The sequence below is a fragment of the Pantoea sp. MBLJ3 genome, from assembly GCF_000816655.1.
In the GTDB taxonomy this organism is placed as follows: Bacteria; Pseudomonadota; Gammaproteobacteria; order Enterobacterales; family Enterobacteriaceae; genus Pantoea; species Pantoea eucalypti.
This window is the reverse complement of record NZ_JSUT01000005.1, coordinates 607,545-623,440: the sequence shown is the minus strand read 5'-3', so window position 1 is coordinate 623,440 and position 15,896 is coordinate 607,545. Positions and strand designations below refer to the sequence as shown.

At 53.9% G+C, this 15,896-nt stretch carries 16 protein-coding genes; 11 read left to right on the top strand and 5 right to left on the bottom strand.

The features are described 5' to 3' along the window. Window positions 1–2 precede the first annotated feature (2 nt). Both NP77_RS09260 and NP77_RS09255 read right to left on the bottom strand, forming a co-directional pair. Window positions 3–992 carry an ABC transporter substrate-binding protein gene (locus NP77_RS09260; protein ID WP_039659888.1) on the bottom strand — a complete coding sequence of 330 codons (990 nt, stop codon included), beginning with the start codon at window positions 990–992 and terminating at the stop codon, window positions 3–5. 263 nt (window positions 993–1,255) lie between these two features. Beyond that, on the bottom strand, window positions 1,256–2,179 hold the full coding sequence (locus NP77_RS09255) for a LysR family transcriptional regulator (protein ID WP_039659886.1): 924 nt from the start codon (window positions 2,177–2,179) through the stop codon (window positions 1,256–1,258). Between the two features lie 212 nt (window positions 2,180–2,391). Here NP77_RS09255 and NP77_RS09250 point away from each other — a divergent pair, with 212 nt between their 5' ends. The 8 genes from NP77_RS09250 to NP77_RS09215 are packed head-to-tail and all read left to right on the top strand — an operon-like array spanning window position 2,392 to window position 10,101. Continuing rightward, window positions 2,392–3,366, top strand: coding sequence for a PDR/VanB family oxidoreductase (locus tag NP77_RS09250; protein ID WP_039659884.1), 975 nt, complete (start codon window positions 2,392–2,394; stop codon window positions 3,364–3,366). Between the two features lie 20 nt (window positions 3,367–3,386). Next, window positions 3,387–4,667 (top strand): amidohydrolase family protein, encoded by a 1,281-nt coding sequence (locus NP77_RS09245; RefSeq protein ID WP_039659882.1) that lies wholly within the window; start codon window positions 3,387–3,389, stop codon window positions 4,665–4,667. Then, entirely contained in the window at window positions 4,657–5,118 is a 462-nt protein-coding gene (locus NP77_RS09240) for a RidA family protein (protein WP_008926002.1), read from the top strand. Before NP77_RS09245 ends, NP77_RS09240 begins: the two co-directional genes overlap by 11 nt. Window positions 5,119–5,147: 29 nt before the next feature. After that, window positions 5,148–6,029, top strand: coding sequence for a creatininase family protein (locus NP77_RS09235; RefSeq protein WP_039659881.1), 882 nt, complete (start codon window positions 5,148–5,150; stop codon window positions 6,027–6,029). Between the two features lie 13 nt (window positions 6,030–6,042). Continuing rightward, on the top strand, window positions 6,043–7,026 hold the full coding sequence (locus NP77_RS09230; RefSeq protein WP_039659879.1) for an ABC transporter substrate-binding protein: 984 nt from the start codon (window positions 6,043–6,045) through the stop codon (window positions 7,024–7,026). After that, on the top strand, window positions 7,023–7,850 hold the full coding sequence (locus NP77_RS09225; protein ID WP_039659877.1) for an ABC transporter ATP-binding protein: 828 nt from the start codon (window positions 7,023–7,025) through the stop codon (window positions 7,848–7,850). Before NP77_RS09230 ends, NP77_RS09225 begins: the two co-directional genes overlap by 4 nt. A 4-nt stretch (window positions 7,851–7,854) precedes the next feature. Continuing rightward, window positions 7,855–8,670, top strand: a complete 816-nt coding sequence (locus tag NP77_RS09220; protein ID WP_004571365.1) for an ABC transporter permease — start codon at window positions 7,855–7,857, stop codon at window positions 8,668–8,670. Between the two features lie 27 nt (window positions 8,671–8,697). Next, window positions 8,698–10,101 carry an FAD-binding oxidoreductase gene (locus tag NP77_RS09215; RefSeq protein WP_039659876.1) on the top strand — a complete coding sequence of 468 codons (1,404 nt, stop codon included), beginning with the start codon at window positions 8,698–8,700 and terminating at the stop codon, window positions 10,099–10,101. 736 nt (window positions 10,102–10,837) lie between these two features. On the opposite strand, the gene NP77_RS09210 is transcribed toward NP77_RS09215, so the two are convergent. Beyond that, window positions 10,838–11,110, bottom strand: a complete 273-nt coding sequence (locus NP77_RS09210) for a hypothetical protein (protein WP_039659875.1) — start codon at window positions 11,108–11,110, stop codon at window positions 10,838–10,840. 443 nt (window positions 11,111–11,553) lie between these two features. On the opposite strand from NP77_RS09210, the gene NP77_RS09205 reads away from it, so the two are divergent. Next, a complete protein-coding gene (locus NP77_RS09205) occupies window positions 11,554–13,464 on the top strand; it encodes a methyl-accepting chemotaxis protein (protein WP_039659874.1) in 1,911 nt (636 codons plus the stop codon). A 434-nt stretch (window positions 13,465–13,898) separates the two neighbouring features. Here NP77_RS09205 and NP77_RS09200 read toward each other — a convergent pair whose 3' ends face one another. Next, entirely contained in the window at window positions 13,899–14,159 is a 261-nt protein-coding gene (locus NP77_RS09200; RefSeq protein WP_004571361.1) for a hypothetical protein, read from the bottom strand. A gap of 200 nt (window positions 14,160–14,359) precedes the next feature. Between NP77_RS09200 and NP77_RS23945 the strand changes: the two genes are divergently transcribed. Together NP77_RS23945 and NP77_RS09195 are read left to right on the top strand one after the other, a co-directional pair. Further along, complete coding sequence (locus NP77_RS23945; RefSeq protein ID WP_255348850.1) at window positions 14,360–14,494, top strand: hypothetical protein; 135 nt, start codon at window positions 14,360–14,362, stop codon at window positions 14,492–14,494. 80 nt (window positions 14,495–14,574) lie between these two features. Beyond that, window positions 14,575–15,273 carry an RluA family pseudouridine synthase gene (locus tag NP77_RS09195; RefSeq protein ID WP_033762058.1) on the top strand — a complete coding sequence of 233 codons (699 nt, stop codon included), beginning with the start codon at window positions 14,575–14,577 and terminating at the stop codon, window positions 15,271–15,273. 16 nt (window positions 15,274–15,289) lie between these two features. Here the strand turns inward: NP77_RS09195 and NP77_RS09190 are convergent, their stop codons facing one another. Beyond that, window positions 15,290–15,829 (bottom strand): DUF2058 domain-containing protein, encoded by a 540-nt coding sequence (locus NP77_RS09190; protein ID WP_039659871.1) that lies wholly within the window; start codon window positions 15,827–15,829, stop codon window positions 15,290–15,292. Window positions 15,830–15,896: the final 67 nt, after the last annotated feature.

The following is a 15,896-nucleotide window of genomic DNA, read 5'->3' as shown; positions in this document are numbered from 1 at the left end:
CCTCAGGGCTTAACCTGCATCTGGTCGACAATTTCAGTGGTATACGCCTGCTTCCAGTCGGTATTCGCATTCAGCAGTCTGGCGTTCACCATGAAATCACGGGTTTTCTGCCAGCGGGCTTCCGTCATGGTGCCCCACCCCTTTGTTGCCGCATCACCGCCGTCAATCAGATGGTGCGCTTTGATTTGCTGAACGCCCCAGGCCAGCAGGTCGTCCGTCATCTTCGGGTTATCCTTTTTGATCAGCGCGTTGCCCGCCGCCGGATTTTGCAGATAGCTTACCCATCCTTCCATCGACGCCTTTACAAACTTAGCCATCGCCTCTTTCCGGCTGCTGATCAGTTCAGGACGGGTGATCAGAATGCCGCCGTAAGGGGGATAACCGTGCTCCGAGAAGAGGAAGAAATTTGATTTCACACCCGCCTTTTGTGCCTGAAAAACTTCAGAACTGACATAGGCTTGCTGCGCGACATTTTCGTCAGCCACAAAGGGCTGGATATTGAAGGTGTAAGGACGAACCTGTGAATCGCTAAGCTGATAGCGTGCTTTCAGCCATGGCCACCAGGTCGATTGCCCGGAGCTGGAGACTAAAATGGTTTTGTCTTTCAGACCGTCCAGGGAAGTGACTGAAGCATGTGTCAGCAGCCCCTGAGGATCAAACTGGAAAGGGGCGGCGATGGCTTTGGCCTGAAAACCGCGCTGTACGGATTCGAGTAGCTGGAGATCATAACCGATGATCACGTCCGCGCGCTTTGCCAGCAGCAACTGCATGCCGTTGACCTGCGGGCCGCCGGACTGAATGCTGACATCCAGCCCGTAACGCTTGTAAATGCCTGTGGCCTGCGCCTGATAATAGCCGCCCTGCTCCGCCTGCGCGTACCAGGATGTCAGTAGCGCTATTTTCTCATCGGCGTGTGCCGACAGTGAAAATGCGGCAGGGATCAGCGCGCTCAGCACGCAGCAAGACAGGGGAATGCGGGAAACTGACTTCATTGCTCCTCTCCTAATCATCACCGGAGGGGCGTTGAGCGAATGCGGCTCAGCTCCCCTGACCGGCTCAAAATGAACCGCGAAATGGTTGCTGAGCAATGTCCCGCGCAGTTGCCCGCACTGACCGCTTCTACTCACTGTGGGTTATACAAGAAAGGTGCCAACTCCACGAATGCGCTTTCTCTGCGCTTTAACAGGGGATTGATCGGCGCTGGCTCTGCAACCTTTGATTCATTACAAAGCAGCCAGCACCAGAACAGTGCAAATCAATCCCGATCACCTCGCGGCATCTGGATCTCGCTGAACAACATCTCCAGCTGTTTGAGCATCATCGAGGCGGCCAGCGAAAGCTGTCTTGTCGGGGCGACGCACAACGAAAGGGTGAACGTTTTTAATTGCGGATCGGTCAGCGGAATAAATTGCAGTTCATCGCTTTCCACCTCATCAATGATGTCGAGCCAGCAGAGAATACCGATGCCCATTTTCTCTTTAATCAGCGTGCGGATCATGTGGATGTTATTGGATACCGCGACTTCGTTAATCATGTCGCCGTTGATATTCATCAGCGCCTGGACGGGTTCGGCCAGCATCAGCGGCGCAGCCGGCAGGATAAACGGATATTCCATGCACTGGCTAAAACGCACGTGGCTTCTGTCGCCGAGCGGGTGCCCTTTCGGCACCACAATCCCCAGCTCGATTTCTGCAAAAGCGCGTACCTGCAACTCTCGTGAACTTTGCGGATTAAGCATCAGACCAAAGTCAGCATCGCCAGATATCAGCGCCTGCTGAATGTCCACATTGTTCATGGTGGTCAGCGTGAAAGAGATATTCGGATAATCAGCATGCACCTTCCTGAGCATCGCCGAGAAAAACTGCCGGTTGATGGCGTCAATGGTGGCAATTCGCACGTGTCCGCGCCGCAGACCGCGCAGGTCATCGAGTTGCTCGCAGACGCGGGTGAAATCCTTTTTCCAGTTGTTGGCGGCGTGCAATAGCAGCTCGCCGGCTGCCGTTAGCCGCAATCCGGTCGGGTGCCGTTCAAACAGCGGCATTGCCAGTTCTTTTTCCACCCGCAGGATCTGCCGGTCAATCGACGATGCGGCGACATGTAAGGTTTCTGACGCCTTACGAAACGAGCCCTGGCGGGCAACCTCAGTGAAGTACAGCAGAAACCGTGAGAATGCGAACATGATTGAGTGCTCTCTTTTTTGCAACGGGATGTGCGAATCAAAGCGCTGGACGCAACAGCTTTACAACAATAACGTAGCTTTCATTGCAATGGGAACAATCGTTTCATCGACATTACATCCCGCCGCGGGCTATTCCAGGCCGGATGGCAGCAGGTTATGCGGTGAACAGGTTACCCTTGTTTATGAATGACTCATCAAAATGAATACGGTAAATGACGATGAATGATGCCGGATTAATTCCTGTCACGATCAAGGCGATCGGCGAAAATGGTAAAGGAAATATTTCACTGCAACTTATTGCGCAGGACGGTGGATTATTACCGCCCTGGTTACCCGGTGCGCACATTGACCTTTTCATTCCTGAAATTGGCCCGCGCCAGTATTCTCTCTGCAACGAAAATCACAGCGGGGAATATTATGAAATCTGCGTAAAACTGGCAGACAACGCGACCGGCGGGTCGCACTTTATTCATCATCATTTCAGTGCTAACGACACACTCAATATCTCGATGCCACGTAACCATTTCCCTCTGCCAGCCGCCGGGCGCTATCTGTTATTTGCCGGAGGAATTGGCATTACGCCACTGCTGGCGATGGCGGAACAGATTTCTCGGCAAGGCATTGAATTTGAACTGCACTACTACATTTCGGGCCTGGATAAAGCGGCGTATATACCGCGTCTCACAGCACCTTCACTGGCAAAAAATCTCTTTTTACATGACAGCAGCGCAAACGATTCCCTGCGGCACACGACGCCGCTGAGCCTGTGTCAGCCGGATGCCAATACGCAGGTGATGGCCTGTGGCCCGGATGGGTTTATTAAGCGCCTTGAAGAGATTATGTACACGCACCACTGGCATAAGAATCAATTATCTTTTGAGCGATTCAGCAATAACGCTATAAACAAAAATAACGCCAACTCTGAATTTCACATTGAGCTGAAATCCAGCGGAAAACGTTATTTAGTTGGTTCAGACCAAAGCATTGCAGAAGTCTTATTGAGTGCCAGAGTCGATATTATGCTGTCGTGCGAACAGGGTATTTGCGGCTCATGCATTACGGATGTCATCGACGGTATTCCCGATCACCGCGACTGCGTGCTGACAGAAGAAGAGAAAGCGGAGAACACGCAGATTACGCTGTGCTGTTCGCGCGCTAAGAGTCCTGTTCTGGTCCTGGACCTGTAATGCCAACGCGGAGCCTCAATATGAACTTTCCTTCTTTTGCCTCACCGTTAAACGGCATTGCCAACGTTCGCCTTCCCGCCTGGCTGCTTCCTGCCGGGTGGCCTGAGGAGGCAGGTGAACCGGTGACGGCAGATCTGCGCGTTGAGGCAGGCAAAATAACTTCCATGACGCCTTTTCAGCCCGACCAGAATGATTTGTGGGACGCACAGGGCATGCTGGCGCTGCCAGGTCTGCTCGAACCTCATGCGCATCTTGATAAAACCTTCACCATTGGTCGCAGCCGTCCCCTAAAACCCGGTCTGCTGGCCGCGATTGAAACCCTGCATGAGGATCGCCGGCACTGGACCACGGCAGATCTTCATCAGCGTGCCCGACAGGGAATGGCATGGGCCGCCGCCAACGGCGTAACCCGCCTGCGCACCCATATTGACTGGTTCGATGCCACGCCGCCGCTGGCCTGGACGGCACTGGCCACTATCACACAACCCGGCGTCATGCTGGAACGGGTGGCGCTGGTCCCGCTGACTCTTTTTGCCGACAGCGAGGCCGCTGACCGCATCGCCGCTGCGGTGGCGCAAAGCGGGAACCACTGCCTGCTGGGTGGATTTATCCACTCATCCAACTGGGATCCGGCCGCCATGACCAACCTGATGCGCAGTGCCTCGCGCTGGCAACTGAATCTGGATTTGCATATCGATGAAGAGCTCTCGCCGGTGGCACACGGCCTGAGCTGGCTGGCGCATTACCTGTCAGAAAATAGATTCAGCGGCCATATCTGTTGCAGCCACGGCTGCGCGCTGGCCTCCGGCAGTGAACATCAGGCAGTGGAGGTCCTGCGTTTGCTGGCGGAGCAGCGCGTCACGCTGATTGCACTGCCGATGACCAACCTGCTGTTGCAGGATGCCGTCACCGGCCGCACGCCACGACAGCGCGGCATAACGCTGCTGAAAGAGGCGCAGGCGGCAGGCGTTCCGGTGCTGCTCGGTTGCGATAACGTGCAGGACGCTTTTTGTCCGGCCGGCAGCTACGACCCGCTGGATACGCTGGCCTGTGCCCTGTTCGCACTGCAGCTGGATAACGTTTTTGACTGGCAGTCGCGACTGATCTGCGATGTTGCCGCACTGAGCGGTGATGCACCGCCCGGCCTGCCACTCGCACCTGGCAGCGATGCCACGCTGATTCTCTTTCCAGGCAGCGACAGCCTGACCTGGCCTTTAAACAGCGCAGCCCGGCTGGTTTTCCACCATGGCAGGCTTGCCCACCAACGTACCTGGAATCCGGAGTTATCCCATGAGTCTTGAAGCGGGTGCGGGTAAACCGCTCGCCAACTATGCCGCGTGGCGCCGCGCGGGCGATTTTGTTTTTCTCTCGGGCGTGATTCCGGTTAATCCGCAGAGCGGGACCATCGTGCGCGGCTTTCAGGATATCCCCGCCGAAGCACGCCTGCTGTTGGGTGAAACCGGCGAATTCTCGACTGATATCAAACAGGGGCCGATCCTCGCCCAGAGCTGGTATGTGCTCGAAAGTATCCGCCACATCATTGAAGACGCCGGCGGGCAGATGAGTGATGTGATCAAGCTGGTGCAGTACTTTCGCAATCTTGATCATTTCCCCTATTACAGCCGGGTCAGAAAGCTTTTTTATCCCGGTCAACCGCCGGTTTCTACCGTGGTTCAGGTCAGCGAAATGCTGCCCTGCGCCGACGTGCTGATTGAAGTGGAAGCCACCGCCTGGTTACCCCAGTCCCGCTAACCCTGACAAGTCCGAATACGAGGCAGAGCATGATTAACGGCTATATTCCCGCAGAACGTTTTCTCCCTTTTCTGAGCTGGACAGCTATCGCTGCTCTGCCCGACAAGGCTAACACCGTGATTGTCTTACCGACCGGCGCCATCGAACAGCATGGCCCGCATCTGCCGTGTTCGGTGGACAGCGTGATTTCCTCCGGCGTCGCGGGTCACGCACTGGCGCGGCTTCCGGAAGAGATTCCGGCCTTCGCGATTCCGCCCATTACTTACGGCAAGTCGGACGAGCATCTGAACTTCCCCGGCACGCTGACCCTGACCGGCGACACGCTGTTGCAGACGGTGCTGGAAATTGCCGAATCGCTCTACCGCGCCGGGTTCCGCAAACTGCTGATTATCAATGGGCACGGCGGACAGCCGCAGGTGCTGCAAATGGCCTCGCGGGAAATGCGCCTGCGTCACGGGGACATGATCATGATCCCGCACGACGTGTTCCGCGTGCCTAACGTGGAAAATCAGTTCCTGAGTGCGCAGGAGCAGAAAATGGCGATGCATGCCGGTCACAGCGAAACGGCAGTGATGCTGGCTCTTGCACCGGAATGCGTTCACATGGAGCACGCGGTCGCCAATTATCCGCCGGCGTTTCCCTGTCCGACGCTGTCATCTGGCCGCCCTGTCGCCGCCTGGGCTTCTTATGATTTTGGTCCGAGCGGCGTAATCGGCGATCCGATTGGCGCAACCGCCGAACAGGGGCACGCGATCCTCGATTCGCTGGCGGCAAGCTGGGCGCAGGCGATCACGGAGATCCACCTGATGGAATGGACAGTCCGCAGCGAACCCACCTGGGGTAAACACCACTGGAACGGCTTTGTGCAAACCCGCTTCACTCCTCCTTCGTCTTCTCTGGCCTCTGAATAAAGGAATTCTCAAGATGAAACTACGGCGTTCACCCGCTTACACCCTGCTGGCTCTGCTGCTGAGCGGCGTTTCGGCCAGTTCAATGGCGGAAGAGAAATTCACGTTCCTGACCAACTGGTACGCGCAGGCGGAGCATGGCGGATTTTACGAGGCGCAGGCTAAAGGGTTGTACAAAACCGCCGGTCTGGATGTCAGCATTAAAATGGGCGGCCCGCAGGTTAACGTGATGCAACTGATGGCCGCTGGTCAGGCGGACTGTACGCTCGGCGACAATGGCCAGGCGCTGGAAACCTGGCAGGCTGGCGTGCATGCGGTGACCGTGGCGACGGTGTTCCAGCATTCGCCGACGGTGTTTATCAGCCACGATAAAGTCGGGGCCGGCGAGCAACTGAAAGACAAAACCTTTTTGCTGGCGACCGAGGCGTATACCTCATTCTGGCCCTGGGCGAAAAGTGAACTGGGGCTGGGTAACGCCAAAGTCCGGCCCTACACCTTCAGCGTGCAGCCGTTTCTTGCGGACAATAATCTGGTACAGCAGGGTTATGTGACTTCCGAGCCGTTCTCAATCGAGAAAGGTGGCAAACCGTTCTATGTCTACATGCTTAGCGACTGGGGATATCCGCCTTACGGCAACTCCATTATCTGCATGGCCGACACTGTCAAAAAACGCCCGGCAGCCGTGGCGGCGTTCGTGAAAGCCTCCATGCAGGGCTGGAAGGAATATCTGCAGGACCCCGCCGCGGGCAACGCGCTCATTACCCAGGCTAACCCGCGTATGGGCGCCGACCAGATTGCCTTTGGCATTGCGCAGATGAAGAAGTATGCGCTGGTGACGGGTGGCGACGCGCAAACCGGCGGTATCGGCATCATCACTGAACCTCGTCTGAAAAAGACCTGGGAGATGCTGGTCAAAAATAAACTCATCGACGCGGATAAAGTGCCGTTTGCGCAGACCTATACCCTCGACATGATTAAAGACGCGAAGGTTATGCCATGAATTCAGCCCCGAAACTCACCGTGATGAGCGATGTCCGCTCAGTTATTTCTCCAACCGTTCCGGCTATCGAGGTGTTGTCGGCGGAGAAAATTTACAGCAACGGCACCCGCGCGCTTCTGCCGGTCAATCTGACCATTAATCAGGGTGAATTTGTCACGCTGCTCGGCCCGTCGGGCTGCGGCAAAAGTACGCTGTTAAAAATGGTTGCCGGTCTGGTGGAACCCAGCGACGGCAAGCTGATGCTGTGGCGCCGCGAAAGCCGTGAAAAAGCGCAGGTTCCGCTCTCTTTCGTGTTTCAGGAAGCCACGCTGATGCCGTGGAGTAATGTGCAGAACAACGTGCGTTTGCCGCTGGATCTGGCAGGCGTACCCCGCGCTGAAGCCAATACCCGCGTCAGTGAAGCGCTGGAACTGGTGGGGCTTGGCAAATTTGCCAACGTCCTGCCTCGCGAACTGTCAGGCGGCATGCAGATGCGCGTGTCGATTGCCCGCGGCCTGGTCACGCGCCCGAAGCTGCTGCTGATGGATGAACCTTTCGGCGCGCTCGACGAAATCACCCGCAACAAACTCGACAGCGACCTGCTGCGCCTGTGGCGGGAACAGGGACTGACGGTCGTGTTCGTCACTCACTCGATCCACGAAGCGGTGTTCCTGTCGCAGCGGGTGATCATGATGGCCGCGCGTCCGGGGCGCGTGGTGGAAGATATCGCCATCAACGAACCTTTTCCGCGCAGCGAAAATTTCCGCGTCAGTCCGGCATTTTCACGCTATGCGAAGCAGTTGCAGGACAGCCTGCTGCAAGCCAGCCAATCGGGTATGGAGTAACGGTATGAAAACGCAAAATGCTTCTCCGTGGATCAACAACCCCACGTTTCGCAAAGTGCTCTATCCGGCGGTAGTCGCCGTGGTGGTCATTTTGCTATGGCAAGGCTGGGTGAGCTATTTCAACATCCCTCAGTTTCTGGTGCCGTCACCGGTGGTGATGCTGCAAAGCCTGTGGACACATTGCGGTTCGCTGATGACGTCGCTGCTGTTCACCCTGAAAATCACCCTGATTTCATTTTTACTGTCGATTGTCATCGGTGCAGTCGTGGCGTTCGTACTGGTACAGAACCGCTTTATTGAAACCGCGCTGTTTCCCTACATCGTGTTCCTGCAGGTGACGCCGATCGTCGCCATCGCGCCGTTGATCATCATCTGGGTCAAAGACACCACATTGTCGCTGGTGGTGTGTTCAACGCTGATGGCGGTGTTCCCGATTATTTCCAATACCACACAGGGGCTTCGCAGCGTATCGCCGGGGCTGCTGAGCTATTTTCAGCTGAATCACGCCAGCCGTCTGCAAATCCTCATTCGCCTGCGCATTCCCTCCGCTCTGCCCTATTTCTTCGGCGCACTGCGCATTTCCAGCGGTCTGTCACTGATTGGTGCGGTGGTGGCTGAGTTTGTGGCCGGCACCGGCGGCAATAATACCGGCCTGGCCTACCAGATATTGCAGGCGGGCTATCAGCTGGACATCCCGCTGATGTTTGCCGCTCTGCTGCTTATTTCACTCACCGGCATTGCACTCTTTGGCGCGATGTCCTGGATTTCCCGACGCGTGCTGAGTGCCTGGCATGAAAGCGAAGCCGTGCAATCTCATTAACCTCATTCATCTTTAGGCAGGAAGATTATGGACAGTGAACAACGTCAACAGGCGCTCGCCCTGATTCTGCAGGCGCTACCTGATCTGGACTGGACTTTACAGGCGCCGAAGGTCAAACGCCTTTCCCGTGATTTTCACTGGTTCAGCCCGGTGCTTAAGCGGCAACTGGAAGACAAACAGGCCGATGCCGTGGTCAGGCCGCGCAGCGAAGAAGAGCTGAGATTACTGGTGAAAGCCTGTGTTCAGCATCAGTTGCCGCTGATCCTGCGCGGCGGCGCGACCGGCAACTACGGCCAGCTGGTGCCACTGGAGGGCGGCATTCTGGTCGATATGACCGGATTCAATCAGGTATGTGAACTGGGCAACGGCGTGGTACGGGCGCAGGCTGGGATCCGGCTGGCGGAGATTGAAACCCTGACCCGGCCAACAGGATGGGAACTGCGCTGCATGCCTTCCACCTACCGGCTCGCCAGTCTGGGCGGCCTTTACGGCGGCGGATTTGGCGGTATCGGCTCCATTAACTACGGCCCACTCGGCGCGCCCGGCAATGTGCTCAGCGTAAAAGTCATGACGATGGAAGCCGAACCACGCATTCTGCAGGTGCCCGCGCCACAGGCATTGCTGCTGCATCATGCCTATGGCAGCAACGGTATTGTGCTTGAGGTGGCGCTGGCACTGGCACCGGTCCATCAGTGGATTGAGAGGCTGGACGTGTTTGATGATTTCACCGACGCGCTGGATTATGCCAATGCCTTTGCCCGTTCGCCGGGGCTGGCAAAACGCCAGCTCGCGCTGTTCGCCGCGCCAATCCCCTCTTATTTCAGTCACCTGAACGGACGCTATCAGGCCAGCCAGCATGCGGTAATCAGTGTGATCGCGCAGGAAAGCGAAGGATTTTGCGCGCATCTGCTGGAAAAATACCGCGGTCAGAGCGCCCTGCGCCAGCCGGCCGACGAAGCGCGTGAGGCTAACGCGTCGCTGATGGAGTATTGCTGGAACCACACCACGCTGCACGCACTTAAAGTTGACAGCTCTCTGACATATTTACAGACAGCGTTTGATCACACCTGTTATCGTCAGCAGATTATCGATATGGCAGCGTTGTTCGGTGATGAGGTTATTTCGCATATTGAATTCCTGCGTGACAATGATGGCAATATTACCGCAAGCGGTTTGCAACTTGTGCGTTATTCAACCGAAGAAAGACTGAATGAAATAATGACAACCTTCCGTGACAATGACGTAAAAATAAATAACCCACATGTTTATCATATTGAGGATGGTAAACAGGGAGAAATTAAACCTGACGTCGTTTCTGTTAAGAAGTGTCTTGATCCTGAAGGATTACTTAACCCCGGCAAGCTCAGAGGCTGGGCGGAACGCGACAATCTGATATTAGATAAAGACCCTCTGTTATTAATCATTAAATAATAATAAGCCTCCCCACTTCAGGTGACAGAAACAGAGGCGGGGCGGCGATTGCCTGTGTGTGCCCTTAAATAAAAGTTACCGGCAGTTTTTCTGCCGGGCAGCTCTATTACTTTTTGACAGGATGGCACTAATGAGAAATAACCTATTCAGCGTTACGCTGAAGTTGAGCGCTATTGGTGTCGGATTTTCAATTCGCTTTTTATTCCATGGAATAACTAACGTATAAAATACTGAAAATTTTATTTCTGCATGCCTGAGCCGATTAGGGATGGAACTAAAGAATGGAGGGGGAATGTAGGATAACGTTCAGACCATACTGAAATTTTAGTGAGATCGCTAATTTTATTAGTCGATAACTGAATACGGTCTGAGATAAAAATCAGCGTAATTTTTCGGTGACACCTGACTAACCTTAATGTGATTTAAATTTTAAACAAACTAATCACTGTCACATCAATCTGAAGGCATGAATAATATCTGTAAGAATGTTTAGCAGAGTGGTTGGAAAGGGGAATCTGCGTAAATACGGAGTCATTCAGGATGAAGATGATCGCCTGACAGATAATGAAGATTCTCGACGGACGTGGGTGTTCATTCTTTGTTCCAGCGAGACAACCCCACCATATTAAGAGACGCTGGCGGGTTAACGCCTGGCACAGCTTCCTGTGATAATGCTGTGCCCGATAGCGTCAGGGCGTCGGCCGACTGTTTTTTGAAGAACTGCGGAGAATCAGGATTATTTTTTACGCCAGAAAAGAAAGGCAGCCAACGCTGTGAGCACGCCAATCAACGGCATTGTTCCCGCGCCGGCCAGAAAGTTATGCCGATCAATGGCATTCTCTTTTCTGATATCTGCAAAGCGCGCAGCGGCCTGCTTTTCATCAGGAGCACGCACTTCTTCAGCCTCTTTTATAAACCCCTGAGCAAGCAACTCGCTGGCGCGGTTCATGTCTGACCTTGCCAGGGCAATGGTCTGTTTTCCCTGCGTGTAGAAACAGTAATCTGGCATCAGTTGTGCTCACTATTGAGAGTGGGATTTCTACTTTATAGGATAGTGCGCGTGGCAAATAGCATTGCTCATGAATAAAGCTGTTTATATCTGACTGCTTAATCAAAACATTAGCAAAATCCTGCACTTTCCCTTTGTAAACCGTTATCGCTTTTGATCCATACTTTCATAAAATAATTTTGATCAGGATCAAATAAATACAATTCAACTCCATATAATTATAAATTTTTATTTTATTAATCAGAAGCTTGCAATCATGCCTGAAATTATTAGAAGGCAAATAATTTCAACATTAACAATAAAAAGCCAACTCATTAGCCCCTCATGCAATTATAAATAAAATTAAAGGTTATTTTCACCCTGACGATATAAAGATCATCTTTGGCATTATTTAACTTTTTTTCCTTTTCTTCTGCTTCTGAACCTCATTAAAGGTGAACCTCATGGGTCTTTCTCAACGTATCTCTGATATTAAAATCGGAAAAAAACTGGGTGCCGGCTTTATCGTCCTTATCGCTGCCTCGCTTGCCATTACCTTTATGGCTTTTGACTGTTTTCGCAGTATCAAAGACAACTCTGCCCGGCGCTCAATTACCGTGGAAATGGTTAACACCTTAGGCAAAGCACGTCTTAACCGTACCCTCTACCAGTACACCAAAGATCCCAAATTTGCGTCACAGAACGTTCAGGCCCTGAAGGATTTAGAAGCGCTTTATAAACGGCTGGATGGATTCAAATGGGATGAGATTGGTCAGCAGAAAATCACCCTGATGGGACAGCTGCTCAACGACTACAAGAGCCAGCGTGAGAAATTTGTGGCATCCGCAGAAGCAACCTCCGCCGCTCTCGATGCGATTAAACCCGGTGCCCTGATCGGTTTTGCACATCAGTTTGAATCGCTCGATATGGCTCAGTCACCGGATGCGGCCCTTCCCGTCATGCATCTGGCTGCCGCACTGTTTGATGCCGCCAATGTTGAAAAAGCGTTTCTGGATAAACCCACAGAGACCAGCAGAGATGCGGTCCTGGAAGAATACACTGCGATTAATACGCTGAGTGAGCAGCTGGACATTTTTGCTCAGCCCACCATCAGTGATGGCACGCGAAACTTACTTAACACGCTTGCGCAGCAGCGCCAGGCTTTAACGCGCTATATCGATGCTTCAGAGAAAGAAAAAGGCGAATCTGCGAGCCTGACTGCTGCTGCTGAACGGCTCAATGCGGCAGTCTCTGACACCTTTGCGTTCCAGTCTCAGCTTTCTGCAGAGTTCATTAAACAGGCGGAGTGGCGTATTGCGTTTGCCGCGCTGATTTGTGCCATTCTGAGCCTGCTGATTGCCTGGCGGATCACCCGCAGCATTACGCAGCCCCTGAAAGAGACACTGAATGCCGCGCAGCGTATCGCCAGCGGTGATTTAACAACCTCGCTGAAAACCACGCGTGGCGATGAGTTGGGTCAGTTGATGCAGGCGGTAGATGCAATGAACATCAGCCTGCAGAACATCATCACCAACGTGCGCGATGGCGTCAGCAGCGTGGCGCGCGCTTCGGCAGAAATTGCCGCAGGCAACACCGACCTGTCATCGCGCACTGAGCAGCAGTCTGCCGCCGTGGTTCAGACAGCTGCCAGTATGGAAGAGCTCTCCTCGACGGTGAAACAGAATGCGGAGAACGCCCACCATGCAAGTCAGCTGGCGACCGATGCGTCGATGAATGCCGGACGCGGTGGTGAGATTATTCGTGATGTTATCGTCACCATGGACAGCATCAGCCAGAGTTCAGGGAAAATTGGCGAAATCATTCACGTCATCAACAGCATCTCTTTCCAGACTAACATCCTGGCACTCAACGCTGCCGTGGAAGCGGCACGCGCCGGTGAACAGGGGCGCGGGTTTGCGGTGGTTGCAGGTGAAGTGAGAAATCTGGCCCAGCGCAGCTCGCTGGCCGCTAAAGAGATTGAAACGCTGATTCGCGAGTCACTTGACCGGGTGCAGGATGGCTCTGCGTTTGTTGAACGCGCCGGCACCACGATGAATGACATCGTTCGCTCAGTCAGTCAGGTTAAAGACATTATGGGTGAGATTGCTGCCGCATCTGACGAGCAAAACCGCGGCATTTCTCAGATTGCCACGGCCATGGCCGAAATGGATACCACCACGCAACAGAACGCCGCGCTGGTTGAAGAGTCTTCCGCTGCAGCCAGCTCTCTGGAGTCGCAGGCAGATGAACTGGAAAAAACAGTGGCTGTGTTCCGTCTCTCTGCCGTGCAAACCCGGACTCCGGTTCTGACGCCACGTTTAGTACCTGCTGTGCCTGTGGCGGCATCCGCAGACGCCAGCTGGGAGAGTTTTTAACCCGTAGCAACGCGTCAATCTGTTCTGCACGTTAATTCAGCCAGCCTTGTCACAACGAGGCTGGCTGAAATAGTCATTATCTTCAGACAACAAGACAGTCGATAAACAGAAAGCCTACAGCAACGGCCGCCGCAGGCACGACGTGAAGATGTTGAATATGATGGCAGCGATACAATCTGGCTGGACGGCGGGTGCGATGTGTCTCTCGCCTGATTTGTATCAGGCTGGCGGTTTGCAGGCAGAAAGGGATCTGGGAGGTTGTAGTAGAAAGGGATAATGTCGCGATCACAGGTGAAGTTTTTGAGTGCAGGAGAAGTGTCGTCCCTGACATTATCTCCGGCCGGTATACGCTCTCGCGCAACCGTTGAGGTCGTCCGCTTCGTCGTTTTCCGGCCGGAGCCGGACTACGTCCACTGGCGTCAGTTCTATCGGGGCTAGTTCAGCTCTTCGTTCAGGCCTGCAAGCGTTCGCAGGTACGGCACCTGCTGCTGGGCAACCGCTGGTGACGTAAAACTACTCAGCCAGTTTCTGGCTTTGTCGATTTTCTCCAGTCGATCAGCGTTGCTTTCAGATTTCGCCATCAAACCCAGCTGAGTAAAGAGTGATGCGATACTGATTTCTTTCTCACCCAGGGCAAGGCTTAGTGCCGCTTCGCCAATAATGACGTGGCCTTTCTCGTCGTTTTGAATTAACACAGAAAATCCTCCATTTGGTACGAATTGATGACAACCTCACCAGAGACTGTAGTCGTTAAAGCGAGACTTGCCCGAATAAATCACTAAAAATCGTGCAAGTTGCTGTTCAAATGTACTAAAAGTTTTTTTCCGGATTGTTCTGTTTGTCTCTGTCACCGTTCCTGCCAGACTGACTGCCCTTATCAGCACTGGATGCAGCCATGAAACTTTCTGTTCTTCTCACGTTGTTAGCCGCGACGGTATGCTCAGTATTTGTTGCTCAGGCGGGGTTCGGAACGCATCAGGCCAGCCAGTCGCTCGCCACACAAAGCGGTGAAACCATTACGGGAGAATAAAGACCCGGTGAAGTCTGCCGTCGTCGTCAGTGACCGGGCAATAGGTTATGATCTCCGGCCCTTTGTCTGCCGGTTGCACCATGTCTGCCATTATCGATACGTTTATCGCCCCACCCTGCTTTGATGAGATCACATTTCTCTTTCAGGATGCACATCTGCTGGTGATCAACAAACCCGGCGGATTGCTGAGCCTGTCAGGTAAAAATCCTCAAAATCTTGATTCGGTGCATCACCGGCTGGTCAGCCTTTTCCCTGGCTGCACGCTGGTGCATCGGCTCGACTTCGGCACATCCGGCCTGATGGTTGTTGCACGAAACAAGGCGATTAACGCCGCCCTCTGCCAGCAGTTCAGCCAGCGTAGCGTGAGCAAAACCTACCAGGCCCTGCTGTGCGGCCATCTGTCCGATGATGAGGGAGTCATTGATGCTGCCATCGCGAAAGATCCGGCGTTGTTTCCCCGGATGACGATATGCGCCATCAGGGGCAAACCCGCGCGGTCACGCTACCGGGTCACTGAACGCGGTTATTATCAGGGAAGTGAGGGAGACGCGTTGCCGGTCACGCGGGTTGAGCTGACGCCCGAAACCGGACGCACCCACCAGCTTCGTATTCACTGTCAGCAGCGGGGGCACCCGATTCTGGGCTGTGATCTTTACGGTGGGCTGTTGATGCCGGGCGCCCAACAGGCAGAAAGGCTGATGCTGCACGCCAGTGGGCTGACGTTTGTTCATCCTGTCAGCGGCGAGGTAATGCAACTCTCTGCCGCCAGCCCGTTCTGAATGGGTCAGAATACAATTACCACATCAAATCATCAGGGACTTTGAAATCAGCATAAGGATCATCTTCGTCCTGTGCTTCTTCGCTTAATGCGCTGTTTAACACGATGGCGCTGGCATCACGCTGCGCAATTTTATCCGCTACGCTGGCCGGGATGATAGCGTACTGGCTCTCACCACTGGCGTCGGCAGCCAGGCGGGCAATGGCGAGACGACCATTAATCAGCTGCGTCTGCGTAGGCTTATCCACCAAGATCTTTTTAATCAGGTTATTGTCGGTAAAGTTGAAGGTGATGTTGCCTTTTGCCACATCAATTTTGTTCATCTCAATCAACTGCTTGACCTGGGCTTTGTACTCTTTCGACAGCACAGCCAGCTTCTGCTGTTCGTTCAGCTGCTTATCCCGCTCAAGCTGCGCCTTTTTGTTGTCTTCCACCGCGGCTCTGGCTTCGCGCGCCTGAACCCGGGATTTTTTGGCTGTGCGCTGAACCTTGTCCATTTTTTTGCTGGATACCAATCCCGCTTTCAGCATCTGCTCTTGCAAGGTGAGTTTTGTCATTGTGGTCTCTGAGTCGTCTCTGAAGCTGTGAAATTCTATCCGGGATTATACCTGCAATCGTCCGGCG

What these genes read in the sequence shown, in the direction of transcription:
- NP77_RS09210 (WP_039659875.1), bottom strand. Translation starts at nt 11,110, where the DNA reads ATGCCAGATTACTGTTTCTACACGCAGGGAAAACAGACCATTGCCCTG.
- NP77_RS09220 (WP_004571365.1), top strand. Translation starts at nt 7,855, where the DNA reads ATGAAAACGCAAAATGCTTCTCCGTGGATCAACAACCCCACGTTTCGC.
- NP77_RS09250 (WP_039659884.1), top strand. Translation starts at nt 2,392, where the DNA reads ATGACGATGAATGATGCCGGATTAATTCCTGTCACGATCAAGGCGATC.
- NP77_RS23945 (WP_255348850.1), top strand. Translation starts at nt 14,360, where the DNA reads ATGAAACTTTCTGTTCTTCTCACGTTGTTAGCCGCGACGGTATGCTCA.
- NP77_RS09215 (WP_039659876.1), top strand. Translation starts at nt 8,698, where the DNA reads ATGGACAGTGAACAACGTCAACAGGCGCTCGCCCTGATTCTGCAGGCG.
- NP77_RS09195 (WP_033762058.1), top strand. Translation starts at nt 14,575, where the DNA reads ATGTCTGCCATTATCGATACGTTTATCGCCCCACCCTGCTTTGATGAG.
- NP77_RS09225 (WP_039659877.1), top strand. Translation starts at nt 7,023, where the DNA reads ATGAATTCAGCCCCGAAACTCACCGTGATGAGCGATGTCCGCTCAGTT.
- NP77_RS09245 (WP_039659882.1), top strand. Translation starts at nt 3,387, where the DNA reads ATGAACTTTCCTTCTTTTGCCTCACCGTTAAACGGCATTGCCAACGTT.
- NP77_RS09235 (WP_039659881.1), top strand. Translation starts at nt 5,148, where the DNA reads ATGATTAACGGCTATATTCCCGCAGAACGTTTTCTCCCTTTTCTGAGC.
- NP77_RS09190 (WP_039659871.1), bottom strand. Translation starts at nt 15,829, where the DNA reads ATGACAAAACTCACCTTGCAAGAGCAGATGCTGAAAGCGGGATTGGTA.
- NP77_RS09240 (WP_008926002.1), top strand. Translation starts at nt 4,657, where the DNA reads ATGAGTCTTGAAGCGGGTGCGGGTAAACCGCTCGCCAACTATGCCGCG.
- NP77_RS09205 (WP_039659874.1), top strand. Translation starts at nt 11,554, where the DNA reads ATGGGTCTTTCTCAACGTATCTCTGATATTAAAATCGGAAAAAAACTG.
- NP77_RS09255 (WP_039659886.1), bottom strand. Translation starts at nt 2,179, where the DNA reads ATGTTCGCATTCTCACGGTTTCTGCTGTACTTCACTGAGGTTGCCCGC.
- NP77_RS09260 (WP_039659888.1), bottom strand. Translation starts at nt 992, where the DNA reads ATGAAGTCAGTTTCCCGCATTCCCCTGTCTTGCTGCGTGCTGAGCGCG.
- NP77_RS09230 (WP_039659879.1), top strand. Translation starts at nt 6,043, where the DNA reads ATGAAACTACGGCGTTCACCCGCTTACACCCTGCTGGCTCTGCTGCTG.